General features: G+C 42.0%; 23 protein-coding genes, 1 tRNA gene, 2 rRNA genes and 1 riboswitch (1 of these 27 cut by a window edge). Of the genes, 16 read left to right on the top strand and 10 right to left on the bottom strand.

Annotated elements, in window-relative coordinates; all coding sequences use genetic code 11:
* The 5 genes from N6A79_RS12360 to N6A79_RS12340 form a co-directional block, all read left to right on the top strand.
* Window positions 1-1,463: ribosomal RNA gene (locus N6A79_RS12360) — 23S ribosomal RNA — on the top strand (it extends 1,350 nt beyond the left edge of the window).
* A 76-nt stretch (window positions 1,464-1,539) separates the two neighbouring features.
* Window positions 1,540-1,654 (top strand): 5S ribosomal RNA (gene rrf, locus N6A79_RS12355).
* Between the two features lie 232 nt (window positions 1,655-1,886).
* Window positions 1,887-1,963, top strand: a tRNA-Met gene (locus N6A79_RS12350).
* A gap of 807 nt (window positions 1,964-2,770) precedes the next feature.
* Complete coding sequence (locus N6A79_RS12345) at window positions 2,771-3,865, top strand: SIR2 family NAD-dependent protein deacylase (RefSeq protein ID WP_268546166.1); 1,095 nt, start codon at window positions 2,771-2,773, stop codon at window positions 3,863-3,865.
* 181 nt (window positions 3,866-4,046) lie between these two features.
* Entirely contained in the window at window positions 4,047-4,394 is a 348-nt protein-coding gene (locus tag N6A79_RS12340; RefSeq protein ID WP_268546165.1) for a hypothetical protein, read from the top strand.
* Here the strand turns inward: N6A79_RS12340 and N6A79_RS12335 are convergent.
* Window positions 4,391-5,148, bottom strand: a protein-coding gene (locus N6A79_RS12335; RefSeq protein WP_268545646.1) for an IS5 family transposase whose coding sequence is annotated in 2 segments (ribosomal slippage) — window positions 4,391-4,815 and window positions 4,815-5,148 — 759 coding nt in all. Because the reading frame shifts where the segments join, the coding sequence is not laid out codon by codon here. The genes N6A79_RS12340 and N6A79_RS12335 overlap by 4 nt on opposite strands.
* A gap of 116 nt (window positions 5,149-5,264) precedes the next feature.
* On the opposite strand from N6A79_RS12335, the gene N6A79_RS12330 reads away from it, so the two are divergent.
* The 3 genes from N6A79_RS12330 to N6A79_RS12320 all read left to right on the top strand — a co-directional run bounded on the left by N6A79_RS12330 (window position 5,265) and on the right by N6A79_RS12320 (window position 8,814).
* Entirely contained in the window at window positions 5,265-5,654 is a 390-nt protein-coding gene (locus N6A79_RS12330; protein WP_268546164.1) for a hypothetical protein, read from the top strand.
* Between the two features lie 448 nt (window positions 5,655-6,102).
* Window positions 6,103-7,527 (top strand): glutamine synthetase family protein, encoded by a 1,425-nt coding sequence (locus N6A79_RS12325; protein ID WP_182417921.1) that lies wholly within the window; start codon window positions 6,103-6,105, stop codon window positions 7,525-7,527.
* Window positions 7,528-7,536: 9 nt separating this feature from the next.
* Entirely contained in the window at window positions 7,537-8,814 is a 1,278-nt protein-coding gene (locus N6A79_RS12320) for an NAD(P)/FAD-dependent oxidoreductase (RefSeq protein ID WP_268546163.1), read from the top strand.
* Between the two features lies 1 nt (window position 8,815).
* Here N6A79_RS12320 and N6A79_RS12315 read toward each other — a convergent pair whose 3' ends face one another.
* The 4 genes from N6A79_RS12315 to mutL form a co-directional block, all read right to left on the bottom strand.
* Complete coding sequence (locus N6A79_RS12315) at window positions 8,816-9,322, bottom strand: hypothetical protein (protein WP_182417919.1); 507 nt, start codon at window positions 9,320-9,322, stop codon at window positions 8,816-8,818.
* Between the two features lie 173 nt (window positions 9,323-9,495).
* Window positions 9,496-11,145, bottom strand: coding sequence for an energy-dependent translational throttle protein EttA (gene ettA, locus N6A79_RS12310; RefSeq protein ID WP_268546162.1), 1,650 nt, complete (start codon window positions 11,143-11,145; stop codon window positions 9,496-9,498).
* A gap of 152 nt (window positions 11,146-11,297) precedes the next feature.
* Window positions 11,298-12,182 (bottom strand): hypothetical protein, encoded by an 885-nt coding sequence (locus N6A79_RS12305; protein WP_268546161.1) that lies wholly within the window; start codon window positions 12,180-12,182, stop codon window positions 11,298-11,300.
* 67 nt (window positions 12,183-12,249) lie between these two features.
* A complete protein-coding gene (gene mutL, locus N6A79_RS12300; RefSeq protein ID WP_268547592.1) occupies window positions 12,250-14,160 on the bottom strand; it encodes a DNA mismatch repair endonuclease MutL in 1,911 nt (636 codons plus the stop codon).
* A 229-nt stretch (window positions 14,161-14,389) separates the two neighbouring features.
* Between mutL and N6A79_RS12295 the strand changes: the two genes are divergently transcribed.
* A complete protein-coding gene (locus N6A79_RS12295) occupies window positions 14,390-14,905 on the top strand; it encodes a hypothetical protein (RefSeq protein WP_268546160.1) in 516 nt (171 codons plus the stop codon).
* Between the two features lie 83 nt (window positions 14,906-14,988).
* Here N6A79_RS12295 and N6A79_RS12290 read toward each other — a convergent pair whose 3' ends face one another.
* Together N6A79_RS12290 and N6A79_RS12285 are read right to left on the bottom strand one after the other, a co-directional pair.
* A complete protein-coding gene (locus N6A79_RS12290) occupies window positions 14,989-15,237 on the bottom strand; it encodes a DUF2283 domain-containing protein (protein WP_268546159.1) in 249 nt (82 codons plus the stop codon).
* Between the two features lie 543 nt (window positions 15,238-15,780).
* The gene (locus N6A79_RS12285; protein ID WP_268546158.1) at window positions 15,781-16,974 is read right to left on the bottom strand and encodes an O-succinylhomoserine sulfhydrylase; all 1,194 of its coding nucleotides are present in this window, start codon (window positions 16,972-16,974) and stop codon (window positions 15,781-15,783) included.
* A gap of 196 nt (window positions 16,975-17,170) precedes the next feature.
* A riboswitch (SAM riboswitch) is annotated at window positions 17,171-17,247 on the bottom strand.
* A gap of 331 nt (window positions 17,248-17,578) precedes the next feature.
* Between N6A79_RS12285 and N6A79_RS12280 the strand changes: the two genes are divergently transcribed.
* Both N6A79_RS12280 and N6A79_RS12275 read left to right on the top strand, forming a co-directional pair.
* On the top strand, window positions 17,579-18,673 hold the full coding sequence (locus N6A79_RS12280; protein WP_268546157.1) for a 2'-deoxycytidine 5'-triphosphate deaminase: 1,095 nt from the start codon (window positions 17,579-17,581) through the stop codon (window positions 18,671-18,673).
* Window positions 18,674-18,706: 33 nt separating this feature from the next.
* Window positions 18,707-19,276: a hypothetical protein gene (locus N6A79_RS12275; RefSeq protein ID WP_262078868.1), complete on the top strand. Its 570-nt coding sequence runs from the start codon at window positions 18,707-18,709 to the stop codon at window positions 19,274-19,276.
* Window positions 19,277-19,334: 58 nt separating this feature from the next.
* Here N6A79_RS12275 and N6A79_RS12270 read toward each other — a convergent pair whose 3' ends face one another.
* Window positions 19,335-20,510: a M20 aminoacylase family protein gene (locus N6A79_RS12270; RefSeq protein WP_268546156.1), complete on the bottom strand. Its 1,176-nt coding sequence runs from the start codon at window positions 20,508-20,510 to the stop codon at window positions 19,335-19,337.
* Between the two features lie 114 nt (window positions 20,511-20,624).
* Complete coding sequence (locus N6A79_RS12265) at window positions 20,625-21,572, bottom strand: ADP-ribosylglycohydrolase family protein (RefSeq protein ID WP_268546155.1); 948 nt, start codon at window positions 21,570-21,572, stop codon at window positions 20,625-20,627.
* A 552-nt stretch (window positions 21,573-22,124) separates the two neighbouring features.
* Here N6A79_RS12265 and N6A79_RS12260 point away from each other — a divergent pair.
* Both N6A79_RS12260 and N6A79_RS12255 read left to right on the top strand, forming a co-directional pair.
* A complete protein-coding gene (locus tag N6A79_RS12260; RefSeq protein WP_182417910.1) occupies window positions 22,125-22,439 on the top strand; it encodes a DUF883 family protein in 315 nt (104 codons plus the stop codon).
* Between the two features lie 6 nt (window positions 22,440-22,445).
* Complete coding sequence (locus tag N6A79_RS12255) at window positions 22,446-22,898, top strand: phage holin family protein (RefSeq protein WP_268546154.1); 453 nt, start codon at window positions 22,446-22,448, stop codon at window positions 22,896-22,898.
* Between the two features lie 41 nt (window positions 22,899-22,939).
* Here the strand turns inward: N6A79_RS12255 and N6A79_RS12250 are convergent, their stop codons facing one another.
* On the bottom strand, window positions 22,940-23,773 hold the full coding sequence (locus N6A79_RS12250; protein WP_182417908.1) for a lytic murein transglycosylase: 834 nt from the start codon (window positions 23,771-23,773) through the stop codon (window positions 22,940-22,942).
* 462 nt (window positions 23,774-24,235) lie between these two features.
* On the opposite strand from N6A79_RS12250, the gene ffh reads away from it, so the two are divergent.
* The 3 genes from ffh (at window position 24,236) to rpsP (ending at window position 26,602) form a co-directional block, all read left to right on the top strand.
* A complete protein-coding gene (gene ffh, locus N6A79_RS12245; RefSeq protein ID WP_268546153.1) occupies window positions 24,236-25,792 on the top strand; it encodes a signal recognition particle protein in 1,557 nt (518 codons plus the stop codon).
* A 48-nt stretch (window positions 25,793-25,840) separates the two neighbouring features.
* Complete coding sequence (locus N6A79_RS12240) at window positions 25,841-26,143, top strand: chorismate mutase (RefSeq protein ID WP_182417906.1); 303 nt, start codon at window positions 25,841-25,843, stop codon at window positions 26,141-26,143.
* 72 nt (window positions 26,144-26,215) lie between these two features.
* Window positions 26,216-26,602 (top strand): 30S ribosomal protein S16, encoded by a 387-nt coding sequence (rpsP, locus tag N6A79_RS12235; protein ID WP_182417905.1) that lies wholly within the window; start codon window positions 26,216-26,218, stop codon window positions 26,600-26,602.
* Window positions 26,603-26,729: the final 127 nt, after the last annotated feature.

Here is a 26,729-nt window from a genome sequence, read left to right as displayed (position 1 = left end):
CCGAAAGTCCAAGGGTTCCTGCTTAAAGTTAATCTGAGCAGGGTGAGCCGGCCCCTAAGACGAGGCCGAAAGGCGTAGTCGATGGGAACCACGTTAATATTCGTGGGCCTGTGGGAAGTGACGGATTGCGTAAATTGTATCATCTTATTGGATTGATGATGCAGTGAAGCAGTTCCAGGAAATAGCTCCCACATTATAGACCGTACCCGAAACCGACACAGGTGGACCGGTAGAGAATACCAAGGCGCTTGAGAGAACTATGTTGAAGGAACTCGGCAAATTGCACGCGTAACTTCGGAAGAAGCGTGACCCTTTAGCGGGCAACCGTTAGGGGGTGGCACAGACCAGGGGGTAGCGACTGTTTACCAAAAACACAGGGCTCTGCGAAGTCGCAAGACGACGTATAGGGTCTGACGCCTGCCCGGTGCTGGAAGGTTAAGAGGAGATGTGCAAGCATTGAATTGAAGCCCCAGTAAACGGCGGCCGTAACTATAACGGTCCTAAGGTAGCGAAATTCCTTGTCGGGTAAGTTCCGACCTGCACGAATGGCGTAACGACTTCCCCGCTGTCTCCAACATAGACTCAGTGAAATTGAATTCCCCGTGAAGATGCGGGGTTCCTGCGGTTAGACGGAAAGACCCCGTGCACCTTTACTATAGCTTTACACTGGCATTCGTGTCGACATGTGTAGGATAGGTGGTAGACTTTGAAGCAGTGGCGCCAGCCATTGTGGAGTCTTCCTTGAAATACCACCCTTATCTACATGGATGTCTAACTGCGTTCCGTTATCCGGAACCAGGACCGTGTATGGTGGGTAGTTTGACTGGGGCGGTCGCCTCCTAAAGAGTAACGGAGGCGCGCGATGGTGGGCTCAGAACGGTCGGAAATCGTTCGCTGAGTGCAATGGCATAAGCCTGCCTGACTGTAAGACTGACAAGTCGAGCAGAGTCGAAAGACGGTCATAGTGATCCGGTGGTCCCGTGTGGAAGGGCCATCGCTCAACGGATAAAAGGTACGCCGGGGATAACAGGCTGATGACCCCCAAGAGTCCATATCGACGGGGTTGTTTGGCACCTCGATGTCGACTCATCGCATCCTGGGGCTGGAGCAGGTCCCAAGGGTATGGCTGTTCGCCATTTAAAGCGGTACGTGAGTTGGGTTCAGAACGTCGTGAGACAGTTCGGTCCCTATCTGCCGTGGGTGTAGGAATATTGATAGGATCTGTCCCTAGTACGAGAGGACCGGGATGGACGTATCTCTGGTGGACCTGTTGTGGCGCCAGCCGCATAGCAGGGTAGCTATATACGGAAGGGATAACCGCTGAAGGCATCTAAGCGGGAAACCCACCTAAAAACGAGTATTCCCATGAGAACCGTGGAAGACGACCACGTTGATAGGTCAGGTGTGGAAGTGTGGTAACACATGAAGCTTACTGATACTAATCGTTCAATCGGCTTGATCGTTCCCATTACCTATATCCAGTTAATAAAAATGCAGAAAAATCAAAACCAGCTTCAATTCGTTCATGCCTTTCGCCGACCTGGTGGTTATGGCGGAGCGGCTGCACCCGATCCCATTCCGAACTCGGCCGTGAAACGCTCCAGCGCCAATGGTACTTTGTCTTAAGACACGGGAGAGTAGGTCGCTGCCAGGTCTGCAAAATGCATGTATGAATACTATCTCTTCACCATCAAAACACCCTTATTAATCTATCTGATAAATCCCAAGCAATATAAGCCATATAGCTTAAATCATTCCTTGGAAAAAAAACACAAAATCAAGATAATAACGCTTCCTAAAAGCATGACATTATCTTAAAAATGTGCCTTAATATCAGATACTCCTTCACAACATACCGAGCGTGAAGAAGTAAACAAAACCCTTGACGCGGGGTGGAGCAGCCCGGTAGCTCGTCAGGCTCATAACCTGAAGGTCGTAGGTTCAAATCCTGCCCCCGCAACCAATATTACCCATCAGCAAAATAATAAACACATTGTTTAGACATATACCGTAATCCCCAAAAAGCAGTCGTTGGCTCATATAACGATTGGTTCTATAATCCGATTACACGCATATTCAATCGCGCCTATCTTTTCGTTAGCTGTTTCGTCGTACGTAAATCGAACACTAACCTCATGTGTGCAGTGAATACACAAATCTAAAAACTACATCTTTCACCAAATTTGCTAAATTATAAATACGTCTTCTATTTAATAAGCTTGCTATACGAGTGGGCTTTAGTGGTTAGCGCGATAGACCTAAGAATAAAGGTCTGATAAAATTGCTGAAATGCTTATGGTATCCGCTTTATTGAAACAAATAATCAACTTGCGTTTTTCGCAACTAAACGTCGAATACATTTCTACAAATGTTGCAATATTATTTCTCCATTTCTCTTAGTAGTTGCAATTTTGAATTTTATAAGTCTAAAATTGTGTTAAGCTATAAAATATGTAATTGTTGTTTGTCGCCTTTTTTAGAAGAATATTTTGAAGTTTTATTTGTCGTCATAAAACGACTTTTATGAGTTGAAGAAGATTATACAGGAGAATAGGTTGACCTACGAGCAAAAAATTCAAACTGCCGTTTGTGAATTGCTGTCCAAATACGAGTGTCAGCCAATTTTATTTGTTGGAAGTGGATTGTCTAGGCGGTATGTTAATTTACCTAATTGGATAGAGTTATTAAAAAATTTATTCGCTTATATTCCCAATCAGCACGATAAATTAGTGGTGATGCTATAAAAATTGGTAGTGAATTATCGGAAGTTGTGTTTGAGTGGGCGTGGAGTTCGGGGCGAAATAGCTTCCCCAAGGAGTTATTTCAGGGGGAGCAAAATAAAGACTGTTTCGTTAAATATTTATATTGTGATTTTATAAAAAGCAAAAAATTTCAATTTGAAATGATTGACGAAAAATTTAAAGCTGAAATTAGTGCTCTATCACAAATAAAGCCTCATGCTTTAATTACAACGAATTATGACTTATTACTTGAAGATATTTTCCAAGGTTACGTACCTATATCTGGTCAAACTATTTTGCGGTATAATACAAATAGTATTGGTGAGATATTTCATATCCACGGAGATATAAAAAATCCTGAATCAATAGTTTTTACGCAAAATGATTATGATGCTTGGAAGAATAAAAAGAAATATTTAGCAGCCAAGCTTCTAACCTATTTTGCAGAGCATCCGGTTTTCATTATTGGCTATGGGTTGAATGATCCAAATGTTAAAGAGATTTTGATGGACATTGGCGAGTTGCTAGCTGATGGCAATGGCGTTATTGATAATGTATATCAAATAATTTGGTCGAATAAACCAAATGAATACATCCCGCTAGATTATGTTTCAATTTCCCAGGATACTCGTGAATATAAAATCAAAGCAATTTATTTATCAGAATTTGAATGGCTTTTTAATAGTTTAAAAAGTAGAACTTCATTGGAGGCGGTTAATGTTAAACTCATCCGCGCTTTTGCTGCTCGTGTTATGAAGTTGGTACGAGAAGATATTCCTAAGGAAAAGGTGTCGGTTAACTATGATGTTTTGGAAAAAATTAGCATTAATGATAATGAGCTTCCAACTTTGTTAGGGATTTCGACTGTTGAAAACGTAAATCAAAGCCACCCTTTATCATTTACCCAATTACGCAAAAAATTGGGTCTGCAAAATGACTACCAGTTGCATCGATTAATTAAGCAAATACAAATAGAAAAAGATGTCAATATTCGCGCTTCTGATAATATTTACCATTGCAACTTCCGTATAGGTGAGAAAAGCTCTTCAAGAAAATGGTCCTTTGCATTTGTTGAAATTTTAAAAAAGGTTCAAAATAATGAACCTTATAATTTAGAACTTTAGGATGTATTTTGAATGAGACTGGTGTTGCCTTGAGATGTGGAGGGGGATTGACGATATGCGCTTCGTCCTAAAGGGTAATTTGTTTTTTGAGGTTTGAATACCAATTACACCTTCAGAGTGGTAACTTGGCTTGCCTGTTCTAGTGTAAATTAATTTCTTCAACTCTATGTAGTTTATTCAAATGGTAGCAAAATATAATCCATATTGGTCACTAATTGCTGATGACGGCACGCATTTTCGCTATCACTATGATAATCTTAATGATGCGCCTATTGATACAAAAGTTTTAACGCTAACCTCTGATACGCTTAATTGGCAGCGGGCGAGAGAATTCAAACAGCTTGAAGAATTGCAGCTTTATTTTTGTAATAAAGCGCAATTTTTAGCGTTGCGAGATTTTCCAAAGGTTAAAAGAATGGTTCTATGCAAGGCGAGAACCGATAGTTTTGCCTGTCTTGATAGGCAGACGGACTTAACCGAGTTAAAGCTTATTTATGTTTCCAAGCCGACTAGGCTCAGGACTCATTAATTAAGATAGAATATTACGGTTGCGGCGATGCATATAGCCGAGAAGAAGGTGTGTGCACATCGGTCATAGCGTGTCGCGATGCGCCGCCAGTCTTTTAGCTTGGCAAAGAGGTTTTCGATTATGTGACGCAACCGATAAGTTTGCCTGTCATAAACTATCTCGGTGGTTCTGCCCTTTCTGGGCGGAATGCAAGCCTTTATTTTTTTGTCAAGCAATGCCTGCCGGAACCAGTCAGCATCGTACCCCCGGTCTGCAATGAGTTCCTTGGCATCTGGCAGATGCGCTAGCAAAAGAGCGGCTCCTTTGTAGTCACTCATCTGCCCTTCAGTTAGTAGCAGACATATTGGCTTTCCATCTTGATCGCAGACCGTGTGCAGCTTTGAATTCAAGCCGCCTTTCGTGCGCCCGATACGGCGGGGAATATCCCCTTTTTTAACAGGCTGGCAGCCGTGCGATGCGCCTTGAGGTGTGTGGCGTCAATCATGATGCGTTGAGGTTTTGGGCCCTGTCCGGCCAGCATTGCGAAGATGCGGTCAAATACACCCAACCTGCTCCAGCGGATAAAGCGATTATAGAGCGTTTTATGCGGACCATAACCGAGGGGCGCATCTTTCCATTGCAGACCATGTTTGATGACATAGACAATGCCGCTGATAAAGCGCCTGTCATCGACACGAGCAACCCCATGAGACAGTGGAAAACAGGGCGATATTCGCGCCATCTGCTCTTCGCTCAATAAAAACAAATCACTCATTAGTTTCACCTCCACAAAACCAATGAATCACAAATCAACAAAAAAAGGAATCCAAAAAATTAATAGGTCCTGACCCTAGTCTAGAGCCGATTGGCCGATTGACCAATCTTACATCATTGGCGATTGAAAATTTACGCAATGTTGCAGATTTTTCTCCTTTGGGGAACCTAAAAAAACTGCGATATCTGTCGATTGAAGGAACATTTGACTGGAACCAGAAAATTAATGATTTTGATTTTTTAGGTGAAATGGAGAATTTGGAAGTATTACGTATCACATCAATTGCACCTAAAAAGGAAGGCTTGCCTTTAGCGTCCTTAATTAAATTGAAAAATCTAAAAGAAATTTTTGTTTTAGGTTTTCCAACATCACAATATGCATGGTTTGAAGTTAATATGGCGCATGTGAAAGGTGCTGTAAACCCTCCTTATCGTAATTTTATGATCATATTGAAGGTAATTCCTGCACAACTCAAGAATTTGCTTGGGGTGAAGATGAGCAATTAGCTGGTTGTAGCTATGGTGCTTATTTTTTGGGGTGCGAAGCTCGAGATCCATCAGGTAGTTATGAGAGTGTTACCAAACGCTGTAATGCTTATGCTGAGATGTACCAAAAGCTTGTTGAATATTATACAGAAATAAAACATTCCAATTGATAGGCTTATCTTATTTCATGTAAAAATCGGGCTACTATGTTTACGGTTTTGCACATAAAATACGTTTATTATTATTGAAGCAGTAAATTTCGCTAATTTTTTTATTTTTTCACATTATCGGGATGTAAAAATTGGTTCAAAATTTACTGGAGATGCTATAACATACATCTGCTTTACAAAGTCATTTCGAACGGGCAAAAATAAAAAATGATTTGTTGTTTCAAGCCTTGACCAATTCGACAAGCCTATGCACATATGGTAAAAGGTGAATAACTCAAATTTTTAAGGCCAAAGCCCCCATGTCTGCTTCCGATAAAAAGAAGTCACGCTCAAAAGAACAAAATTTAAAGCCGCATATTACTGCGCTATCTGGTGCAAAAAACCATAAGCAAGCCGCAGATTGGCTTGCCTATCGCAAGATCGAGGATATTGAGTGCATCACTCCCGATCAAGCCGGGGTTGCGCGCGGCAAGATGATGCCAACCAAAAAATTTAATTCTGATACATCGCTTGCTTTGCCATCGGCAGTTTTTATGGCAACCATTTCGGGTGATTACCCTGAAAATGGCAATGGCTTTTTCTTTCCTGAAAATGATGGCGATTTAAAACTGGTGCCCGATTTGTCTACTTTATCGGTAGTGCCTTGGGAAAGCGATCCAACCGCGCAGGTTATTTGCGATCTTGTTTATCAAGAAGGCGGTTATGCCGAATTTACACCGCGTAATGTTTTACGCTCCGTCATTAATGCTTATACCGAGCTTGGTTTAAAGCCGATTGTTGCACCAGAAATTGAGTTTTACCTTGTTTGCACCAATCCAGATCCGGATTATCCGCTAACGCCGCCGGTTGGTCGCTCGGGTCGCCCGATAGGCGGCGGTCAGGGCTATTCCATTGCTGGTGTCAACGAGTTCGACGAGTTGATTGATGATATTTATCATTTTTCTGAAGCGCAGGGCTTGGAAATTGATACGCTTATTCACGAAGAAGGTGCAGGCCAGTTAGAGATTAATTTGCGCCACGGCAATCCAATAGAGCTTGCCGATCAGGTGTTTTTGTTCAAGCGCACTATTCGTGAAGCAGCTTTCAAGCATGATATGTATGCAACCTTTATGGCTAAGCCTATTCAAGGTCAGCCGGGGTCAGCAATGCATATTCATCAATCAATCGTTGATATCGCAACGGGACAAAATATTTTTTCCAATCCTGATGGCAGCGAAAGTGAAGCCTTTTTCCACTTCCTTGGCGGTATGCAAAAACATATGGCAAGTGCTTTGGTAATGCTTGCACCTTATGTTAATTCCTATCGCCGGCTTATTCCCGATGTTTCGGCACCGGTGAATTTGCGTTGGGGCTATGATAATCGTACTACCGCATTTCGTGTACCACGTTCTGGTCCTGAAGCGCGCCGTGTTGAAAATCGTATACCATCATCGGATGCCAATCCTTATCTTGCCCTTGCAGCTTCGCTTGCTTGTGGTCTTATTGGTTTGCGACAAAAGCTACAACCTGATGAGCCGACAACTGAAACGGTTAATGCTGCTGATATTGAATTGCCGCGTGGCCTTATTGATGCGGTTAGTCTTTTTGAGGCAGATACTGAGCTTCGCGATGTTTTAGGTCATACATTTGTTGCTACCTATGCAGCTGTCAAAAGACAGGAATATGAAACCTTTATGGAGGTTATCAGCCCTTGGGAACGGGAATATTTATTGCTGAACGTGTGAGGCTAATTTATGCAACAAGATGCAATGTCGCCGGGAATTTCATGGTATGCGCAAAGCGTGGATGATCGTCCGCGCTACCCAATATTACAAGGCGACCATCAATGTGATGTTGCCATTATTGGTGGTGGGTTTACCGGTCTTTCGGCGGCATGTCATTTAGCTGAAAATAATGTGTCGACTATTGTCATTGATGCGCGCCGCTTTGGTGCGGGGGCATCAGGCCGTAATGGTGGGCAATTTGGCACCGGCCAACGCCGCTGGGTCGAAGACCTTGAAAAGCAATATGGTTTTGAACGCGCCAAGGCCTTGTTTGATTTGGCCGAGGAAGCCAAGCCCCATATTCATAATTTTGCTAGTAAGCACAATTTTGAAATAGATTATCTGCCCGGTCAATTATCTGTCGCCCATAAGCCGCGTTACCTTGATGATTATAAGAGCCATGTCGATAATATGGCGCGCTATGGCTATAATCATCTGCAATTTATGGATAAGAATGAAACAGGCAAGCGTCTTGGGTCGAGCCATTATTATGGTGGCATCCGAGATATGGGAACAGGGCATATTCACCCATTAAAGCTAGTGATCGGCACTGCTAATGCTGCCCATAATAATGGCGTCGCGCTTTATGAACGTACAACTGCTTTATCGGTAACGCGCAATGGTATCAATATTATTATTAAAACCGAGCAAGGAACCATTAGTGCTAAGCGTGTTTTAATTGCTACTAATGGTTATGGTGGCAAAATTAATAATAAGGCACAGGCGCATGTTTTGCCGATTCGTAGTTTTATCGGTTCAACTGTTCCACTAAGCGATAATACGTCGATTTTACCCGATTTTGAAGCGGTGGATGATTCACGCTTTGTTGTGCGCTATTTTCGTAAAACGCCTGATAACCGCTTGCTTTTTGGCGGTAGTGAAGCCTATGGCAACCCTGATGGGCGTGATATGACGGCATCAGTGCGCAAGCAATTAACCCAAATTTATCCAGATTTAAAGGATATTGAGCTAACTCACGTTTGGGGCGGCACGGTTGCAATAACCGTTGAGCGCATGCCCTATGTGCGTGAAGTGGAGCCCGGTATTACTTTTTGTGGCGGCTACTCAGGGCACGGTGTTATGCTGTCGCATTATTTTGGTTATCTTTATGCACAAGCCATATTGGGCAAAAAAGATCGCCTTGATATTATGCGAGAGCTTAAAATTTCAGGCTTTCCAGGTGGTGCTTTACGAAGCGCCTTGCTTTACCTTGGCCTAAGCTGGTTTGCACTTCTAGACAGGTTATAAATTATATTTTACGGCTATCATAGGCCCATTGTAACAAAGCTTGGCGTTGGCGCGGACGGCAAAAAGGATCGCCTTCTTCACAATTGTTACGCAATTGTGTTTGGTGGCGTTTCATCATTCGCCAGCGTTTAATCTGTCGTGCATCTTCTTTTTCTAATCGGCGTCCTTGATAATAGCGACAATACCATTGAAACCAACCGCGTGGATCATCTTCATAAATCCAACCTTTCTGTTGCCAATAGGATAGTGGTTTTCCTGCCATAACGCCAAAGTAATTAAGTTTCGCGTTCTTTTTTTCGGGTGATAATTTGGCATTTTCAAACCAGCTTTTGGGAAATTCATCCCTGCAATCGGTCATATATTTTCCGCCCATTACTCCAAGCTCTAGCATTTCTGCTGGGGTCAATTGGGGTTGAAAATCAGGATGAAAATCTTTGCCAGCCGCACAAACTAGTTGATATTTATAGCCTGTTTGCATTTTGTCATTTACTTCAATCCACTTAGCCATAAGACACCCTAATTTAAAAACATTCTCTTAAATCTTATTTAGAGCTTTAAATTGAAATGGAAGGAAGTCATTTCAATTTCGTGCTAACATTAACTTGATTGCCTAGAAAATATCATAAAAAAACGCTGGCCAAATTTTGACCAGCGTTTTAATTTTTACAAACTTTAATAAGTTTATCGTGTTAGTGGCTTATAGGTTACGCGGCGCGGATTAACGCTTTCAGGTCCTAAACGACGGATCTTATCGGCTTCATAATCGGCAAAGTTACCCTCAAACCATTCAACATGGCTGTCGCCTTCAAAGGCAAGAATATGAGTTGCCAAGCGATCCAAGAACATACGATCATGGCTGATGATAACAGCGCAGCCAGCGAAATTTTCCAAAGCATCTTCAAGTGCTGCCAAAGTTTCGGTATCTAGATCGTTGGTTGGCTCATCGAGAAGCAATACATTGCCACCAGCTTTAAGCATTTTAGCCAAATGCACGCGGTTACGTTGACCGCCCGAAAGGTTACCGACTTTTTGCTGTTGATCGCCGCCTTTGAAATTGAAAGCACCGCAATAGGCGCGGCTATTCATTTCAAATTTGCCAAGCTTGATAATATCATTGCCGCCGGAAATTTCTTCCCAAACATTTTTATTACCATCAAGCGTATCGCGGCTTTGATCAACATAACCAAGATCAACAGTATCGCCAATACGAATAGATCCTTTATCAGGCTTTTCTTGACCAGTAATCATACGGAATAATGTAGTTTTACCCGCACCATTGGCACCGATAACACCAACAATACCGCCGGGAGGGAGCTTGAATGTCAAGTCATCAATCAGTAAGCGTTCGCCATAGCCTTTGGAAATGCCATCAAACTCGATAACCACTTGCCCTAAGCGTTCACCAACAGGGATAATGATTTGCGCGTCGCCCGGGCGGCGTTTTTCAGCAGCTTCAACCAATTCATCATAGGCCTTAATACGAGCCTTTGATTTGGATTGACGGGCTTTTGGACTAGCTGCCATCCACGCTTGCTCACGGGCAAGAGCTTTTAGGCGTGCATCTTCTTCGCGGCCTTCTTGGGCCATACGTTTGGCTTTTGCATCAAGATAAGCAGTATAATTGCCCTCATAAGGAATACTATTGCCGCGATCAAGTTCCAAAATCCAATTGGTAACATTATCAAGGAAGTAGCGATCATGGGTAATGATCAAAACTGAGCCTTCATATTCACGTAAGTGCTTTTCAAGCCATGCAGTTGTTTCAGCATCCAAGTGGTTGGTCGGTTCGTCAAGCAATAATAGATCGGGCTTGGAAAGCAGCAAGCGGCAAAGCGCTACACGACGTCTTTCACCACCTGATAATTTCGTAACATCGGCATCGGCTGGTGGACAGCGCAAAGCTTCCATCGCCATTTCAACCTGCGAATCAAGGTCCCAAAGATTTTGGCTGTCAATAATATCTTGCAGCTTTGCACCTTCGTCAGCCGTTTCATCGGAATAATTCATCATTAATTCATTATAGCGATCAAGAATAGCCTGTTTGTCGGCAACGCCTTCCATAACATTGGCACGGACATCTTTTGCAGGATCTAGTTCAGGTTCTTGCGATAAATAGCCACAAGTTGCACCTTCAGCAAGCCAAGCTTCGCCGCTATATTCCTTGTCATAACCTGCCATAATGCGCAAAATGGTTGATTTACCGGCGCCATTGGGACCTAAAATACCAATTTTTGCGTCGGGATAAAATGAAAGATGAACATTTTCAAGGATCTTCTTATTGCCGTAAGACTTATTTAGTCCGGCCATATGATAAATAAATTGGCGTGCCATAGCTCCGCTATTACTCCATAAAGCAATAACCCACGAGACTTATGGTCGGTAGGTTATCTATTTAAAAACGTTGTGTTGCACTCTATATAGCGTCAATCATCGATTTGAACAATCACTTCAGTATAAAATAATCAACATTACCGATATTTACATCAAGAGTTAGCCAGATCATTTAAATTGGTTAAAAACGAAATATAAATCTTGGTGAAGTCATCATTATAATATTTGACAATATAGCCTTCAACAAAATGATCATCGGTGAATGTTTTTAAAATCATTTCATAGGCAAGATTTGCAGCGATATCACATTTTAATAGATTATCAGTTTTTATAATATCATTGATGCAAATCTGATTAATAGATTCCTCATTGTCGTAATTAAACGCCCTTCCGAAAAGCTTTTTTGCCAGTAAAGCATCTACCTGCTTTGCATCAAACTGTGACGCCAAATATTTAAAATTGCGGTAAGAAACGATATTTGAATAATCTAATTCATTAAGTTTAGATTTTATAACCGGTCTAACCTCATTGAGAAACAGCTCTTCATCAAAATCAGGATATAAAAACTCATTGTTAGCCGATGCTATCAATTGGCTTTCTTTAGTCCTTAGCGCAAAAAATGTAAAAATCGCTCCATCAAGCCCTCTAAAATATCGGCAAGCGGACAGGCTTGGATGAATGGTCTTTAGTCGTTTTATAAACTGTAAATATAGTATATCAACATATTTAAAATAGGAATATTCACTCTCTTGGCGAAAAGGTTGATCAACAATATGGCAGTCAATCAACCAATCGACCTCATTATAATTTGCCCAGAATTCAACTTGGTATTTATAATTAGCCCGTTTTTTCAACCTATTTATATTGTCCGGACTAAATGGATCGCACGGACGTTTAGCGATTAAGTAACCTTCAAAATCGTCAACAGTAAAATTGCGAACATCAAATTGGCATTTATACAAACTATCTTCGTCGATATTTTCCTGTAAAAATGAAAACGATTTTTTAATATATTCAATCATATCAATTGGCGGCATGACATATTCCTTGAATATTGCTTGTTCTTTCGGACTAGTCGAAATGGAATGCCTATTAAATATATCATTAGCGCCGCCCAAACAAGCGCTCAATGTCATGAAGTTTTAATTCAATATAAGTTGGACGACCGTGATTACACGTACCTGATCCCGGTGTTGCTTCCATTTGGCGCAATAAAGCGTTCATTTCCTCGGCCTTTAAAATGCGTCCAGAACGCACAGAGCCGTGGCATGCCATGGTGGCGGCAACATAATCAAGCATGGATTTTAATCCATCTGCCGTATCATGCTCGGCTACCTCATCAGCCAAATCGCGGATAAGTGCTTGTGCATCAATTTCACCAAGCATGGCGGGTGTTTCCTGTACGGCAAGCGCACCTTCACCAAAGGCTTCAATGCCAAGACCAAATTTTTGCAGTGTGTTGGCATGGTTCATTAATCGGTCAACATCATCTTGCGGCAGATCAACAATTTCAGGAATAAGCAACATTTGTGACGGTAATGGCTTATCATAAAGTGCTTCTTTTAATGCTTCATAAACGAGGCGTTCATGCGCTGCATGTTGATCAACGATGATAAGGCTGTCTTGTGTTTGTGAAACGATATAGTTTTTGTGGATTTGTGCGCGCGGCGCACCAAGCGGCGCATTTAATTGGTCAATGGCTGGTTCAACAAGATTAGGGCGCAAATCCGCACTTGGCTCCATAAATGCACCCAATTGCTCTTGCAATAAAATATCAGTCTTAGCTGGCATGGAAACGTGATTATCATCAAGCGGTCGATGAAAAGCTTGACCATTTTGCGGCGTCCAAGCTTTACTTTGCGGCCGGTAAGTTGCGCCTTTATTTTGCCCCTGATAATAGTTGCTTTGATAGGAAGAATGAGCGGGCTTGCCACTCATTTGGTTTGTCATAGCCGCATTGGTGGATTGCTCGGTGCGAAATGCGCTTAACATGGCGCTTGCACCAGTGGTGGCTGGCTGTATGCCAGATTGCTGCAAGGCTGATCTTATACCGCCAACAATAAGCCCACGCACAAGGCCTGGGTCACGAAAGCGCACATCTGCTTTGGCAGGGTGGACATTAACATCGACATCTTGTGGATCAATAGTAATGAAAAGTGCAACAACACCATGACGATCAGGGGCGATAGCGTCACTATAAGCACCACGAATTGCGCCTGATAGGGTTTTATCCTTAATGGGACGACCATTAACATAAACAAATTGATGAAGCGCATTGCCACGATTAAAGGATGGAACGCCGACAAAACCGCTTAATTTAACCCCATCTCGTTCAGCATTAAGCTCAACCATGTTTTGCGAAAATTCCTTGCCCAATATTTGCCCAAGCCTAACGCTTAAACCATCAAGATCTTTGGTTGATCCAGCATATTCGCTTAAACTGCGATCAGGCCCCGATAGGGTAAAACGAATATGGGGAAAAGCAATGGCAATGCGTTTTACCACATCGCTAATTGCAGTGCTTTCAGCACGCTCGGTTTTTAAAAATTTAAGTCGCGCTGGTGTTGCAAAAAATAAGTCTTTTACTTCAACAACGGTGCCCTTGGTAACTGCGGCAGGACGCGGTCCCTCAATCTTGCCGGCAGTTACAATAATTTCAGCACCTTCATCAAGGTCGATATGGCGCGATAAAAGCCGCAGCCGCGAGACCGATGCAATAGAAGGTAGCGCTTCACCACGAAAACCAAGGGCGCGAATATCGTGAATATCATCGCCCATTTTAGATGTACAATGGCGCGAAACCGCAAGCAAAAGTTGATCAGGCATGATGCCACAACCATTATCAGTGATACGAATAAGGTTTTTACCGCCGCCTGCCGTTGCAATATCAATACGGGTTGCGCCAGCATCGATGGCATTTTCAACCAGTTCTTTGACCACACTCGCCGGCCGCTCGACAACTTCGCCGGCGGCAATCTGGTTGATCATTGTTTCACTAAGGCGGCGGATAGGCATGGGCATCAACTCTATAAGAATAAAAACATATTTAATGTTAAAGCTATTGAAACGCTATAACAAATAAATAATAAAATAGTCTGTTTAAAAAATGGGGAAACATCACAAATGTAAAAATTGAAAAACACATCTAACTCTAGCAGGCAATTAGTGCTACTTGTAAGGTTTAGGGTATTTTACAATAAATAATGCTCAGTTTTTTTAAATATAGGTTGGGACTTTAAGTGCCATGAAAATTATATTGCCGTTGTCCATTCTAGCCTATATGTGCTCGCTTTTGCCATTTTTAAGAACATGGGATTCAAACTATAGATATGCAAATTACTGTTACAGCGGCGATATCTTTGTTGAAGGCTATGGTTTCCCCTGTCTTGTTGTTGCTGATGATGCAATTATCGAAATATTTATTTATTCTATGCCAATTCTTGCTCTTGCCATTATTATCTTTGGCATTGTTGCATTATTTAATTTATTCAAAGGAAATTTTGCTGCACTATGTTACGTTATATTCTTGGCTGTAGCGGAAATTGCAATTATTATTATGGCTTTATTACTGACGCGCTTAACACTTTTTCTAGCCGGTAAAGTGGGAGATATTTGTGTTTATAATGAAGGAAGCCCAATGCCCTGCCTAGTCCTTACGCCAAGTTTTATTACCATTTATTCCATCTGTTTGGTGCTATCGCTCGTTCTTATTGGCATATTGCACAAATGGGTATTTTGCTTTTTAGGCCTTTCTGATTAAGCGATTTTTTAATAAATAACAATGATATCAGCGTTTAAATGAATTAAAATGATGAATTGCTAAGAATTATAAATAGTTGTTTTTTAATATAGTATTTCAATACCGACAACATAACCTTCTTGGTTAATATCAAATAAAATATCAGGCCCTTTGATTGGTAAGGTATTTTCAAGGAGTTTGCTAAGGTTTAAATTGTGTTTAACGCAACCAGTCATCTCGTTTTGATGGTATTTATCTAGCTTGATATACACAACATCGTGTTCTTTACCTAAGCGCTCCATTCGAGTTTTATATTTTTTACACTTTTTCTTGTAATGCTTCTTCTTTTTCATTTGCCATCCTTTGTATGAAGTCGAGATACGAGGCGTAGTTAATTCTAAATTACACCTTAAATCACCTAAAATAGTGTTTTGAATTATTATTTGATGAAAAATAATTTGAACTTATTTTGTTCTGACGATTTTTTAGCGGCAAGCACATTCGGCCTTCATCAATGCATGGGGAGCGATGTTGTTTAGAAAATATAACTGGGAATTGCTCTTTAAACTGTTACAAAACAGTGCGTATCGCGCTTTTTAGAAATGGCTAGTAAAAAGCTTGAAGCCGAAAACCTACCTTATGCGGTTATAATTGTTGTAAGATTAAGCCCGATCTATCACTAAAATCTGCAATAAATTCGATATCTTGCTTTAATGATAGGGAAACAATCATTTTGACTGTTTCCCCAATTCCCCCCGCTTAAAAGGGACATAATAGACACATCTGTTTCTAAATGTTAACTTCAACAGTCGCCAATTGAACAGATATATAAAGACTAACAACGATATATTGATAGTTTATAGCACAAGATTGTCGAAAAAACAAGTCTTTCTGTATTATTTTGCTTTGTCAAGAGCTGATGCAACATCTTCCAATAAGTCATCTGTATCTTCAAGGCCAATAGAAAAGCGCAATAGACCATCGCTCACACCAAGTTCTGCACGTGCCTCTGCACCAATGCTTTGGTGGGTAGTTGTTGCAGGATGGGTAATAATGCTTCGAACGTCGCCAAGATTATTCGAAATAAGCGGAATAGTAAGTGCATTGCAGAACTCAAAAGCTGATTTTTTACCGCCCTTTAGTTCAAAAGCAATCATGGTTGAGCCGCCGCTCATTTGGCGGGCAATAATGTCCGCTTGTGGGTGGTCTTTGCGTCCTGGATAAAAACACTTCGATACAGCAGAGTGCTCGGCAATAAGATCAGCAATTGCACCTGCTGATTTTGTCATTTGGTTCACCCGAAGCGGCATGGTTTCTAAGCCTTTTAGCATGACCCATGCAGTAAAGGGGCTCATTCCGGGGCCCGTATGGCGGAAATAATTTTGTAAATTATCGGCAATCCATTCCTTGCTGGATAGGATAGCGCCGCCTAAACATCGCCCTTGGCCGTCAATATGCTTGGTTGTGGAGTAAACAACCACATCAGCACCAAGCGCCAATGGCTTTTGATAAAGCGGCGTTGCAAAAACATTGTCAACCACCACAACTGCTCCAACATTATGGGCAATTTTACAAACAGCTTCAATATCGACAATTTCCAAGGTTGGATTGGCCGGCGTTTCAAAAAAGATAAGGCTGGTTTTTGGTGTAATCGCCTTTTCCCAATTTTCAATTTTTGCACCATCAATAATGGTAACATCAACACCAAACCGGCGCAAAACTGTATCAATAATATAATGGCAAGAACCAAACATGGCGCGGCTTGCCACTACATGATCGCCAGCTTTTACATAGCAAAGGATGGCATTAGCAACGGCGGCCATGCCTGAGGCAACCGCACGCGCATCTTCAGCGCCTTCCATGATGCACATTTTCTTTTCAAAAATATCATTGGTTGGATTGGCATAACGCGAATAGACAAAACCTGGATCTTCACCGTTAAAGCGATTTTCGGCAAGTTCGGCGCTTTCATAGGTGAAGCCTTGGGTCAGAAAAATGGCCTCGGAAACTTCGCCAAATTGAGTGCGTGTTACGCCACCATGAACCATTTCAGTTGCAGCGCGATATTTGCGTGTGGGATCAAGTGTCATCAATGCTTCCAGTCTGTCAATTCAGTCAACAAAGCCAGAGGAAAGTATGTTGCAAAACAAAATGAGTATATTTTTAGTTTTGCATTTTCTAGTTTATGATAAGCTGTCAATAAACCTAATAATAAAGACAATAGCTTATGAAAGACTAGACTTTTATGGCTTTGTAAATTAATACCAACCAAAAAACCGCAAAAGTGCTTTAAAAGCTACGGCCTTTTAGCATTTAAGAAACGTGGCTGCAAGCCGGCCGGCCAAATCACCACGGAATGGAAAAGACTTTAAAACTCTTGCAAGGATACGTCAATTGCTGCAAAGGTTTCAAAGATCATATTTTGTTGTATAGTGAGCGCATCTGATTTTAAATCAGATGAGTAAGACGAACGAGAATAAAAAGTGAGCGCATCTGATTTTAAATTAGATGAATAAGACGAACAAGAATAAAAAAGTGAGCGCATCTGATTTTTAAATCAGATGAACAAGACGAACGAGAATAATAAAGTGAGCGCATCTGATTTTAAATTAGATGGATAAGACGAACGGAAATAAAAATTAGCTTTGAGTTACAAAGTTTGAAAGTTAATTAAGAGGATAAAATAGGAAAAGAATGCTACGCGCAACAGGAATTCTTGCTGATAAAGACCTTGCAGCACTTTTAGCCAATGGCGGCCTATTAACAGCCAAGCCTCTTGATGATGATCAGATCCAACCGGCAAGCTTAGATTTGCGTCTTGGCAAACGTGCTTTTCGGGTTCGCGCTTCATTTATGCCGGGGCCTAATACCAAGGTGAAAGACAAGCTTGATAAGTTCACTTTGCATGAGTTTGACTTGAGCGATGGTGCCGTACTTGAAACGGGCTGCGTTTATATTGTGCCTTTGCTTGAAAGTCTTGCTCTATCTGCTGATATTTCAGCTTCGACCAATCCTAAGAGCTCGACAGGTCGTCTTGATATTTTTACCCGCATTATTACCGACAATGCGCAAGAATTTGACAAAGTTCCTGCAGGTTATCAAGGCCCACTTTATTTAGAAATTAGCCCACGCACTTTTCCTATTTTGGTGCGCACTGGCTCGCGTTTGTCGCAAATTCGTTTCCGCAAAGGCCACCCTTTATTAAGCGAAAAAGAATTGCAAAATTTGCATGATAGTGAAGTGCTTATCTCGGATAAAATACCCAATATTAGCGGCGGCGGCGTTGCGTTGTCGATTGATTTAAGTGGTGATGCCAATCATCTTATTGGCTATCGTGGCAAACGCCATACCGGCGTTGTTGATGTTGATAAGAAAAATGCCCATAATGTGCTTGATTTTTGGGAGCCAATTTATGACCGTGGTGGCCGTGATCTTGTGCTTGATCCCAATGAATTTTATATTTTGGTTTCGCGCGAAGCTGTTCATGTGCCACCGCTATATGCTGCTGAAATGACACCCTTTGATCCACTGGTTGGTGAGTTTCGTGTGCATTATGCCGGCTTTTTTGATCCCGGCTTTGGGCATAGTGCTGCAGGTGGTACGGGTAGCCGCGCGGTGCTTGAAGTACGCAGCCATGAAGTGCCCTTCATATTAGAGCATGGGCAAATTATTGGTCGCCTTGTTTATGAGCATATGTTGGAGCGTCCACAAGCCCTTTATGGCAGTGATTTAAAATCCAACTATCAAGCCCAAGGATTAAAGCTATCCAAGCATTTTAAAGTGGCTTGATTTTCCGTTGAAAGTGAGTAGGAAAATTAAGCAATGAAGCGCATTGGGCAATTTTTAGCTAAAATGGGTTTCAGCAAGAATAGGCAAAAAGTTGATATTGTTGATGCCATTGTTCCAATAGTAAAACAGGACCCCAATAAAATAGCTGTGCTGCGCTTCTTTTTTGATTTTGGCGCAGGCGGTTGTTTGTGGAATGGTGATAAAACATCTTATGAGCTTTTTGACGGTGGGACACTTGAACGCGCTGAATTTGATCTTGATGGCAATATGCGTGAATTGCCTTTTATCTTACTATCAAAAGCAACACTTTTGCTGATTGATGAGCTAGATACGATAAATTATTACTATCTTAATCAAAAATATCAACCTGATCCAAGCCCATGGCGGCAAAGCCTATGCGATGAGTTTAATTCAAAAATTGATGAATTGTTGCTAATGATCATTGACCAGATCGGTGATAAGTTTGAAATTGTTGATACGCAAATCCGCTATCAAGAAGATCCACATCTTGATGCTTATTTAGGGCAAAATCCAGATGTCTTAGCGCTTAATACGATTGCTGATGTTAAAAGGCTGATTGAAAAAGGGCGCATATTCTTTTAATACAATTTATAAAAGGCATGGGAGAAGCCATGCCTTTTGTGGATTTAAGCGCCAAAATCTAGGCTTTTTTCAAATAGGTTTCCACCAATTCGCCCCAATAGGTTGCGCCAATTTCTAATAGGCGGTCATTAAAAACATAATGGGGATTATGAAGGCCAGCACTATCACCATTACCAAGGAAAATATAAGTGCCGGGGCGCTTTTCTAGCATGAAAGCAAAATCCTCACTAGGGGTAACGGGATTGCCCTTGGCTGTCACTTTGTCGTCGCCCCAAAGGTTTTGAGCGACAGTGGTAGCAAATTCGGTTTGTTGATCATCATTAATCAAAACAGGGTAACCATATTCATAATTGATATTGGCACGTGCGCCAAAAGAACTTGCCTGAGCTTCAACCAAAGCGCAGATCCGCTCGGCGAGTAAGGCGCGGTCTTCTGCTGAAAAAGCACGTATGGTCAATTCAAGCTCGACGCTATCTGGAATAACGTTAGATACATGGCCGCCGACAAACTTGCCAACCGTAATAATGGTGGAATTAAGCGGCGAAACATTGCGTGAAACAATTGTTTGTAAAGCCATAACAATGGACGACGCTGCTACAATTGGATCTATGGTTTTTTCAGGGATTGCGCCATGACCACCACGCCCTTCAATGGTGATATAGGCGGTGTCTACGGAAGCCATCATCGGGCCTTTTAAAAAGGTCATATGACCAACAGGAGAACCTGGCCAATTATGCAAGCCAAAGACTGCATCGCAAGGGAATTTTTCAAATAAGCCATCCTCAATCATGGCTTGCGCGCCAGCATAACCTTCTTCTGCGGGTTGGAAAATAAGATGGATTGTACCATCAAAATTACGGGTTTCGCTTAAATAGCGTGCGGCGGTAAGCAAAATGGTGGTATGGCCATCATGACCGCAGGCATGCATAAGCCCATTATTTTTGCTAGTGTAATCAACATTGCTTTGTTCTTCAATTGGCAAAGCGTCCATATCAGCGCGAATACCAATTGATTTGTTACTTGTGCCATTTTTCAAGCTAGCAACCACGCCTGTTTGCCCAATATTACGGGTAACATCAAAGCCCCATTGCTCTAAAAGCTCTGCCACCTTGCCTGATGTGCGGTGCTCATTAAAGCCTAGTTCTGGATACATATGCAGATCATGCCGAATAGTAATCATTTCTCCAAGAAAGGATTCAATATGTTTTTGGATGGTCTTTTTTTGCTCGGACATAGTTTTCCTGCCTGCTTTGATTGCAAAATTTAACGATTATATTGATTTGCTCAATTTTATAAGTGTTAAAACGATAAAAGCTAAATAACAAGTTGAAAACAACAATAATTTCGATCAAGCGACCTGCAGCAATAATTGGTCTAATAGTGGCTTATAGATAGATTTACCACGCAAATCTTCAAACCAATGAACAGGTATATCGCCAAGGCCCAGTTTTATGCCGCTAATGCCGCCCATAATAGCCGCAGTGGTATCAGTGTCATCACCTAAACTTACCCCATAACGCACGGCGCTTTGGTAATCGTCAAAAGATAAAGCCTTGCGTGCCGCGCGTAAGGAATCGACTACATAGCCTGAACCTTCCGGTTCAATATTTTCCATTGGTCTAATTGAGCATTCAAGTTCCGCCAATAGACGCTCGTTATTTTTGGCGTAGTTGTAAACTTTTTCAACTGCATAGCCCCATGGGTCGTTATTATCACGCAGCAAGGCACGAGCCGTGAGGCAATAAAGAGCGCAGCATAATTGTGACCGTGGTTGTGCGTGGGTGACACAAGCCTGCCGACTAGCATCTTCAATCAAGGCAAGATCACTCCCCCTATGCCATAAGGCAAGGGGCAAAACGCGCATTAATGCGCCATTGCCATGGCTATCTTCATCAAGGCCCCCTGATAAAAGTGGCGATGTGCCATCTTTAAAGGCATTTAGCCCACGTGCGGTGGCATTGCCAACATCAAAAACGTGGTGATCTACCGCCATATAACCATATTCATACCAATTAAGCATGCGGGTGGCAAAATCCTGCATATCTAGCTTGTTGCAATGTAAAAGCGAGGCCAAAAGACAAAGAGCTTGCGCCCCATCATCAGACCATGTTCCTGGCGCCACATTATTATGAGAGCGATTAAAACCTAGAGGCGGAACAAACTCAATATTATCAAGTTTTGGTAATGTGTCCTTGTGATGAAATTCATAGGGAACGCCAAGGGCATCACCAACCAGGAGACCGATAAGGCCGCCTGCAATCTTACTGGCTTGTGAGATTTTGATATTTGTTGGCATGCGTATCACCTCATCTTATAAAATAATATATAGTTGGTAAGGTATTTACATTTGTTATGATTACTCAAACGAAGAATTTATGCAATAAGGCAAAAATCATTAGAAAAGGATAGGCATAAAAAAATATCCCAACTTTCATTAAAAAAAGCGAGTTTGGCTATTGGCTTTTATCGTTTTCAGCACCATATGTATGATAGCTTGTATCATAATAAATAAAGTATTTATTATTGTGATACAATAATCATCAAAGTAAGGCATGTGGTTTTTCTTTGATGTGATATATTTTTTTATGGATTTATAACTCTGTTGTTACTTTTTTATTAGCAATAGTTGTTGGTCTATCAATATTATAATCTATTATTTGATAGAAGTATTTTTGATAACAAAACTGTTATAAGAATATTCTATTAAAGACTTTTGTTTTTGACGGATTGATGTAAAATTAATTAAATTAGTAATATTAGCTTTTTTGAAGAGCAGTTAATATCATTAATTCTTGATAACCAATTAAAAATATGCCCAAGTTAAAGTTATATCCAAGGAGATAGTCCAATGGCTAAAGAAAACGAAAACACTGCTGAGCAGGCTGATCTTGAAAAGCAGGTTGCTGATTTGCGCAAAGATATTGCAGCTATTGCGTCAACGTTGTCCGACCTTGGCTCAAAAAAATTGAATGAAGCCAAAGATCGTGCTCAAACCATGTATGAAAATGCTCGCGCTCAAGGCGATGAAGCTTTGCATGAAGCGCGTGATAAATTATCACAAACTCAAGATTCTATGTGTGCCTGTGTGCGTGAAAAACCCATGGCTAGTCTAGCTATTGCAGCTGGTATTGGTTTTGTGCTTGGCCAGATTTTAAGGCGTTAAGGGCTAATGTTTGGCCTTTTGACTTCCTTGCTTGGCGGTCTTACCTCTGGTGGTATTAAACAAGCCGTCAAGCGAACAAAAACGCAAGTGCTTATCTTAAGTCTAACTAGCATTTTTGCTGTTTTAGCTTTGGTGTTTCTTTGCGTTTTTGTCTATCTGGGTTTGACTTGTTTTGTCGCGCCACTATGGGCTGCCGGCATTTTATTTGTTTTATTTGCTATTATTGCTTTGTTGGTTTTTTTAATTGGCCAATCAATAGCAAAAAAGCAAAAAATAATTTTGGAAAAGCAGGCAGAAGAAGAGCGTAACGCTTTATTGTTTAGTTCTGCACTTGCGGCTATTCCAGCAGCTATTGCTGGTGACAAGAAGGTAGCAATGATTGGGTTGCCGCTGATTGGGCTTGCCGCGCTGTGGCTTTATAAAAACAAATCTGGTGGAAAAGGCAATAAGCCGAAATAATTTTCGGCTTATTGCGAGCATATTTACCACAAAATTTGGGTTTATTTGCCGTCGATTTGTTTACCCATAATGGCAATAGCGCGTTGGTAGACTGATGCTTTATTCCAGCCTTCAATTGCCTTAAAATTTGGCTCTCCCTGTTGGTAGCCAAGACCAGCTTTCCAGCCATGGCCTTTAAGGAAATTAGCAGTTGATGCCAAGGCATCCGCACGTGAGCGGATCATATCAATATGGCCATTGCCATCACCATCCACACCATATTTCAAGACATTAACGGGTAGAAACTGTGTTTGGCCAATTTCGCCATGCATAGCGCCGACGGACTTTGGATCAAAATCACCACGATCGACAAGGGTTAATGCTGCATAAAGCTGGTCGGTGAAGAAATCCGAGCGGCGGCAATCATAAGCAAGGGTTGAAACAGCAGAAAGCGTATGCTGTTTACCCATATAATTCCCAAAACTTGTTTCCATGCCCCAAATTGCTAATAATGGGCCTGCAGGCACGCCATATTTTTTTTCAATACGATCAAACAATGCCGCATTTTGCTTCTTCAAAGTTTTGCCGCGGGCAACAATGGTGCTAGATCCGCGTTTTTGCATAAATTGCTCAAGGCTTAATTTAAAAGAATGTTGGTTGCGGTCAGCATTAATAGTGGCTTGTGCATAGCGTACATTGGCAAGAGCATTAAGTGCCTTGCTGCCATAGCCTTTGGCTTTGACGTCTTTAGTTGTTTCACTTAGCCAATTGGCAAAGCCGGCTGATGTATTGCCGCATTTCGGTGACGCCATTGCAGCTGAAGAGCCGATGATAAGGGTTAAACCAAGGGCAGCAATGCTGGCCAGACTAAAGCGGTTGCGCAACAATTTTCTCATTCCTTCATAAATCCTTACTTTAAAAGCTATCAAACAAAGTTTATGGATCGTGTAAGTAATGCCGATTCTTTTGGCCTATATTGCTTACATTTACTAAAAATCCATAAAATCTCGTGTCAATCCGTTCATAATCTAATAAAATGACAGCAAAACCTTGACAAATGACTAAATATCGTATTCAAACAAAGAAAATCTGCAACAAGTTATGACTTGGAGCCACCGACTGGTGCAATTTATACAATTGATGCCAGAGGTCCACACCCGACAGCGCGATGCGCCCTCGGGTGCCATTTGCTTTGAAATGTTGTTTAACAATATTTGCATGTGGTTTTGGATTGGGTGCTTACCTAGCATATTATGTGATTGTGGATAGTTAAGAAGCGCTGGAGCCAGTTTTATAAACAGAGCTTTTATCATGCTAAGTGGATAAAGCATAAAGCGGCCAACCAGAAAGGGTATTTAATGTTTGAATCATTGCAGGAGCGTTTAAGTTCCATTTTTGATAATCTGACAGGGCGTGGCGCTCTTTCAGAACAAGATGTGACAAGCGCATTGCGCGAAGTGCGCCGTGCTTTGATTGAAGCTGACGTTGCCCTTGATGTTGTGCGCTCCTTTACCGATCGTGTTCGCAATAAAGCGGTTGGCGCAGAGGTTTTAAAATCAATCAAGCCTGGCCAAATGGTGGTCAAAATTGTTCATGACGAGCTCGTGGATATGCTTGGATCCGAAGGCGTTGGTATTGATTTAAATGCGCCTTCACCAGTTGTTATTATGATGGTTGGCTTGCAGGGTTCTGGTAAAACCACCACATCAGCAAAAATTGCAAAACGCCTTACCGATAAGCAAGGCAAAAAAGTGTTGATGGCTTCGCTTGATACACGTCGTCCAGCCGCGCAAGAGCAATTGCGCCAATTGGGCGAGCAAACTGGTGTTGCAACCTTGCCTATTATTAACGGTCAATCACCAGTTGATATTGCATCGCGTGCAGTCCAAGCTGCCCGTCTTGGCGGGCATGATGTTGTGATTCTTGATACAGCTGGTCGTACACATATTGATGAGCCATTAATGGTGGAAATGGCCGAAATCAAGGCCAAGTCTGCACCCCATGAAATTTTGCTGGTTGCCGATAGTTTAACTGGTCAAGATGCAGTTAATCTTGCGCGCTCATTTGATGAACGTGTTGGTATTACTGGTATTGTTCTTACCCGTATGGATGGTGATGGCCGTGGCGGTGCGGCGCTTTCTATGCGTGCCGTAACCGGTAAGCCAATTAAAGCTATTGCTACTGGCGAAAAAATGGATGCTTTGGAAGAGTTTCATCCAAAGCGTATTGCCGACCGCATTTTGGGCATGGGCGATATTGTATCGCTGGTTGAAAAAGCTGCCGAGCATATTGATGCTGAGCGTGCGGCTGCTATGGCCAAAAAAATGCAGGCTGGCAAGTTTGATCTTAATGATCTTGCTGAGCAAATTGGCCAAATGAAAAAAATGGGCGGTATGGGCGGCATTATGGGTATGATGCCTGGCATGGGCAAAATGAAAGACCAAATGGCTGCCGCTGGTTTTGATGAAAATATTTTTAATCGGCAATTGGCAATTATTTCATCCATGACCAAGCAAGAACGCGCAAATCCCGATATTTTGAAGCATAGCCGTAAACAGCGTATCGCCAAGGGTTCGGGAACATCTGCTGCTGATATCAACAAGTTGCTAAAAATGCATCGTGGTATGGCTGATATGATGAAAGCTATGGGCGGTAAAGGCGGTGGCGGCATGATGAAACGCCTTATGGGTGGGCTTGGTAGCAAGCTTGGCCTTGGCGGTGGTATGCCCGATCTTGGTTCGCTTGACCCTAAGCAGTTGGAAGCATTGCAAAAGCAGGCAGAAGCTGCAGGTCTTGGTAAAAATAGCGGTTTACCTAATTTGGGTGGTAAGGCCGGTGGTTTGCCCGGCCTTGGCGGTTTACCAAAGCCAGGCGGTCTTCCAGGGCTTGGTGGTAGTTTGCCTAAAAAGAAATAAGCCGCTTTAACGTGAAGTTTTAATATAAGAAAATGAAAGGCAAAGACCATGAGTGAGAATGAAATTCCGGCAGAACTCGCAAGTCTTAGAGCATCAATTGATAATTTTGATGCCGCGCTTATTCATATTCTTGCCGAGCGTTTTCGGTGCACCAAAGCAGTTGGGGTTTTAAAGGCGGAGCGCAATTTACCTGCTGCTGACCCGAACCGCGAAAAAAGACAAATTGAACGTTTGCGTAAATTGGCTGAAGAATCACAGCTTGATCCAGATTTTGCGGAAAAGTTTTTAAATTTCATCGTGCGTGAAGTAATTCGTCATCATGAAGATACCGCTGCCCGTATTGGCAGCTAAACAACACTTTCGATTATGTCGGAAAAAATTACGAGCTGCCGGCCAACCGGCGATCTATAACAGGAGAATATAATGTCTTTAAAAATTCGTTTGGCCCGTGCAGGTTCAAAAAAGCGTCCTTACTACCATATCGTAGTAGCTGATGTTCGTAGCCCACGCGATGGCCGTTTCATCGAAAAAGTTGGTGCATGGAATCCTATGCTTCCAAAGGATGGTGAGCGCGTTCAATTGGTAACAGAGCGTATTCAACATTGGATTTCACAAGGCGCACAGCCAACAGACCGCGTTCTTCGCTTCTTGAACGATGCTGGCCTTGCAAAGCGTGATGCCCGTAGCAATCCTAAAAAAGGTGAGCCAGGTAAAAAAGCTGTTGAGCGTATTGCAATGGCGAAACAAGCTGAAGAAGATGCAGCTGCAAAAGCTGCTGCTGCCGCAGAAGCTGCTGCATCAGCTGAATAATTTATATTATTTTATAAAAAACCCGCTTGAGCGATCAAGCGGGTTTTTTATTGTTCAATTTCGTTATTATCTTTTTTTGCTTAGGTTTAGAAGTCCGTTTAACTATATTGCATCAATAAACAAAAAT

Origin of the sequence: Bartonella sp. HY761 (genome assembly GCF_026743145.1) — a bacterium.
GTDB lineage: Bacteria > Pseudomonadota > Alphaproteobacteria > Rhizobiales > Rhizobiaceae > HY038.
Note: the sequence above shows the minus strand (reverse complement) of the source record. Positions and strands in the feature narration are given on the sequence as shown.

What these genes read in the sequence shown, in the direction of transcription:
- ettA (WP_268546162.1), bottom strand. Translation starts at nt 11,145, where the DNA reads ATGGCACGCCAATTTATTTATCATATGGCCGGACTAAATAAGTCTTAC.
- N6A79_RS12270 (WP_268546156.1), bottom strand. Translation starts at nt 20,510, where the DNA reads ATGTCCGAGCAAAAAAAGACCATCCAAAAACATATTGAATCCTTTCTT.
- rpsP (WP_182417905.1), top strand. Translation starts at nt 26,216, where the DNA reads ATGTCTTTAAAAATTCGTTTGGCCCGTGCAGGTTCAAAAAAGCGTCCT.
- N6A79_RS12260 (WP_182417910.1), top strand. Translation starts at nt 22,125, where the DNA reads ATGGCTAAAGAAAACGAAAACACTGCTGAGCAGGCTGATCTTGAAAAG.
- N6A79_RS12255 (WP_268546154.1), top strand. Translation starts at nt 22,446, where the DNA reads ATGTTTGGCCTTTTGACTTCCTTGCTTGGCGGTCTTACCTCTGGTGGT.
- ffh (WP_268546153.1), top strand. Translation starts at nt 24,236, where the DNA reads ATGTTTGAATCATTGCAGGAGCGTTTAAGTTCCATTTTTGATAATCTG.
- mutL (WP_268547592.1), bottom strand. Translation starts at nt 14,160, where the DNA reads ATGCCTATCCGCCGCCTTAGTGAAACAATGATCAACCAGATTGCCGCC.
- N6A79_RS12290 (WP_268546159.1), bottom strand. Translation starts at nt 15,237, where the DNA reads ATGAAAAAGAAGAAGCATTACAAGAAAAAGTGTAAAAAATATAAAACT.
- N6A79_RS12285 (WP_268546158.1), bottom strand. Translation starts at nt 16,974, where the DNA reads ATGACACTTGATCCCACACGCAAATATCGCGCTGCAACTGAAATGGTT.
- N6A79_RS12340 (WP_268546165.1), top strand. Translation starts at nt 4,047, where the DNA reads ATGGTAGCAAAATATAATCCATATTGGTCACTAATTGCTGATGACGGC.
- N6A79_RS12265 (WP_268546155.1), bottom strand. Translation starts at nt 21,572, where the DNA reads ATGCCAACAAATATCAAAATCTCACAAGCCAGTAAGATTGCAGGCGGC.
- N6A79_RS12250 (WP_182417908.1), bottom strand. Translation starts at nt 23,773, where the DNA reads ATGAGAAAATTGTTGCGCAACCGCTTTAGTCTGGCCAGCATTGCTGCC.
- N6A79_RS12320 (WP_268546163.1), top strand. Translation starts at nt 7,537, where the DNA reads ATGCAACAAGATGCAATGTCGCCGGGAATTTCATGGTATGCGCAAAGC.
- N6A79_RS12295 (WP_268546160.1), top strand. Translation starts at nt 14,390, where the DNA reads ATGAAAATTATATTGCCGTTGTCCATTCTAGCCTATATGTGCTCGCTT.
- N6A79_RS12240 (WP_182417906.1), top strand. Translation starts at nt 25,841, where the DNA reads ATGAGTGAGAATGAAATTCCGGCAGAACTCGCAAGTCTTAGAGCATCA.
- N6A79_RS12315 (WP_182417919.1), bottom strand. Translation starts at nt 9,322, where the DNA reads ATGGCTAAGTGGATTGAAGTAAATGACAAAATGCAAACAGGCTATAAA.
- N6A79_RS12325 (WP_182417921.1), top strand. Translation starts at nt 6,103, where the DNA reads ATGTCTGCTTCCGATAAAAAGAAGTCACGCTCAAAAGAACAAAATTTA.
- N6A79_RS12280 (WP_268546157.1), top strand. Translation starts at nt 17,579, where the DNA reads ATGCTACGCGCAACAGGAATTCTTGCTGATAAAGACCTTGCAGCACTT.
- N6A79_RS12275 (WP_262078868.1), top strand. Translation starts at nt 18,707, where the DNA reads ATGAAGCGCATTGGGCAATTTTTAGCTAAAATGGGTTTCAGCAAGAAT.
- N6A79_RS12305 (WP_268546161.1), bottom strand. Translation starts at nt 12,182, where the DNA reads ATGCCGCCAATTGATATGATTGAATATATTAAAAAATCGTTTTCATTT.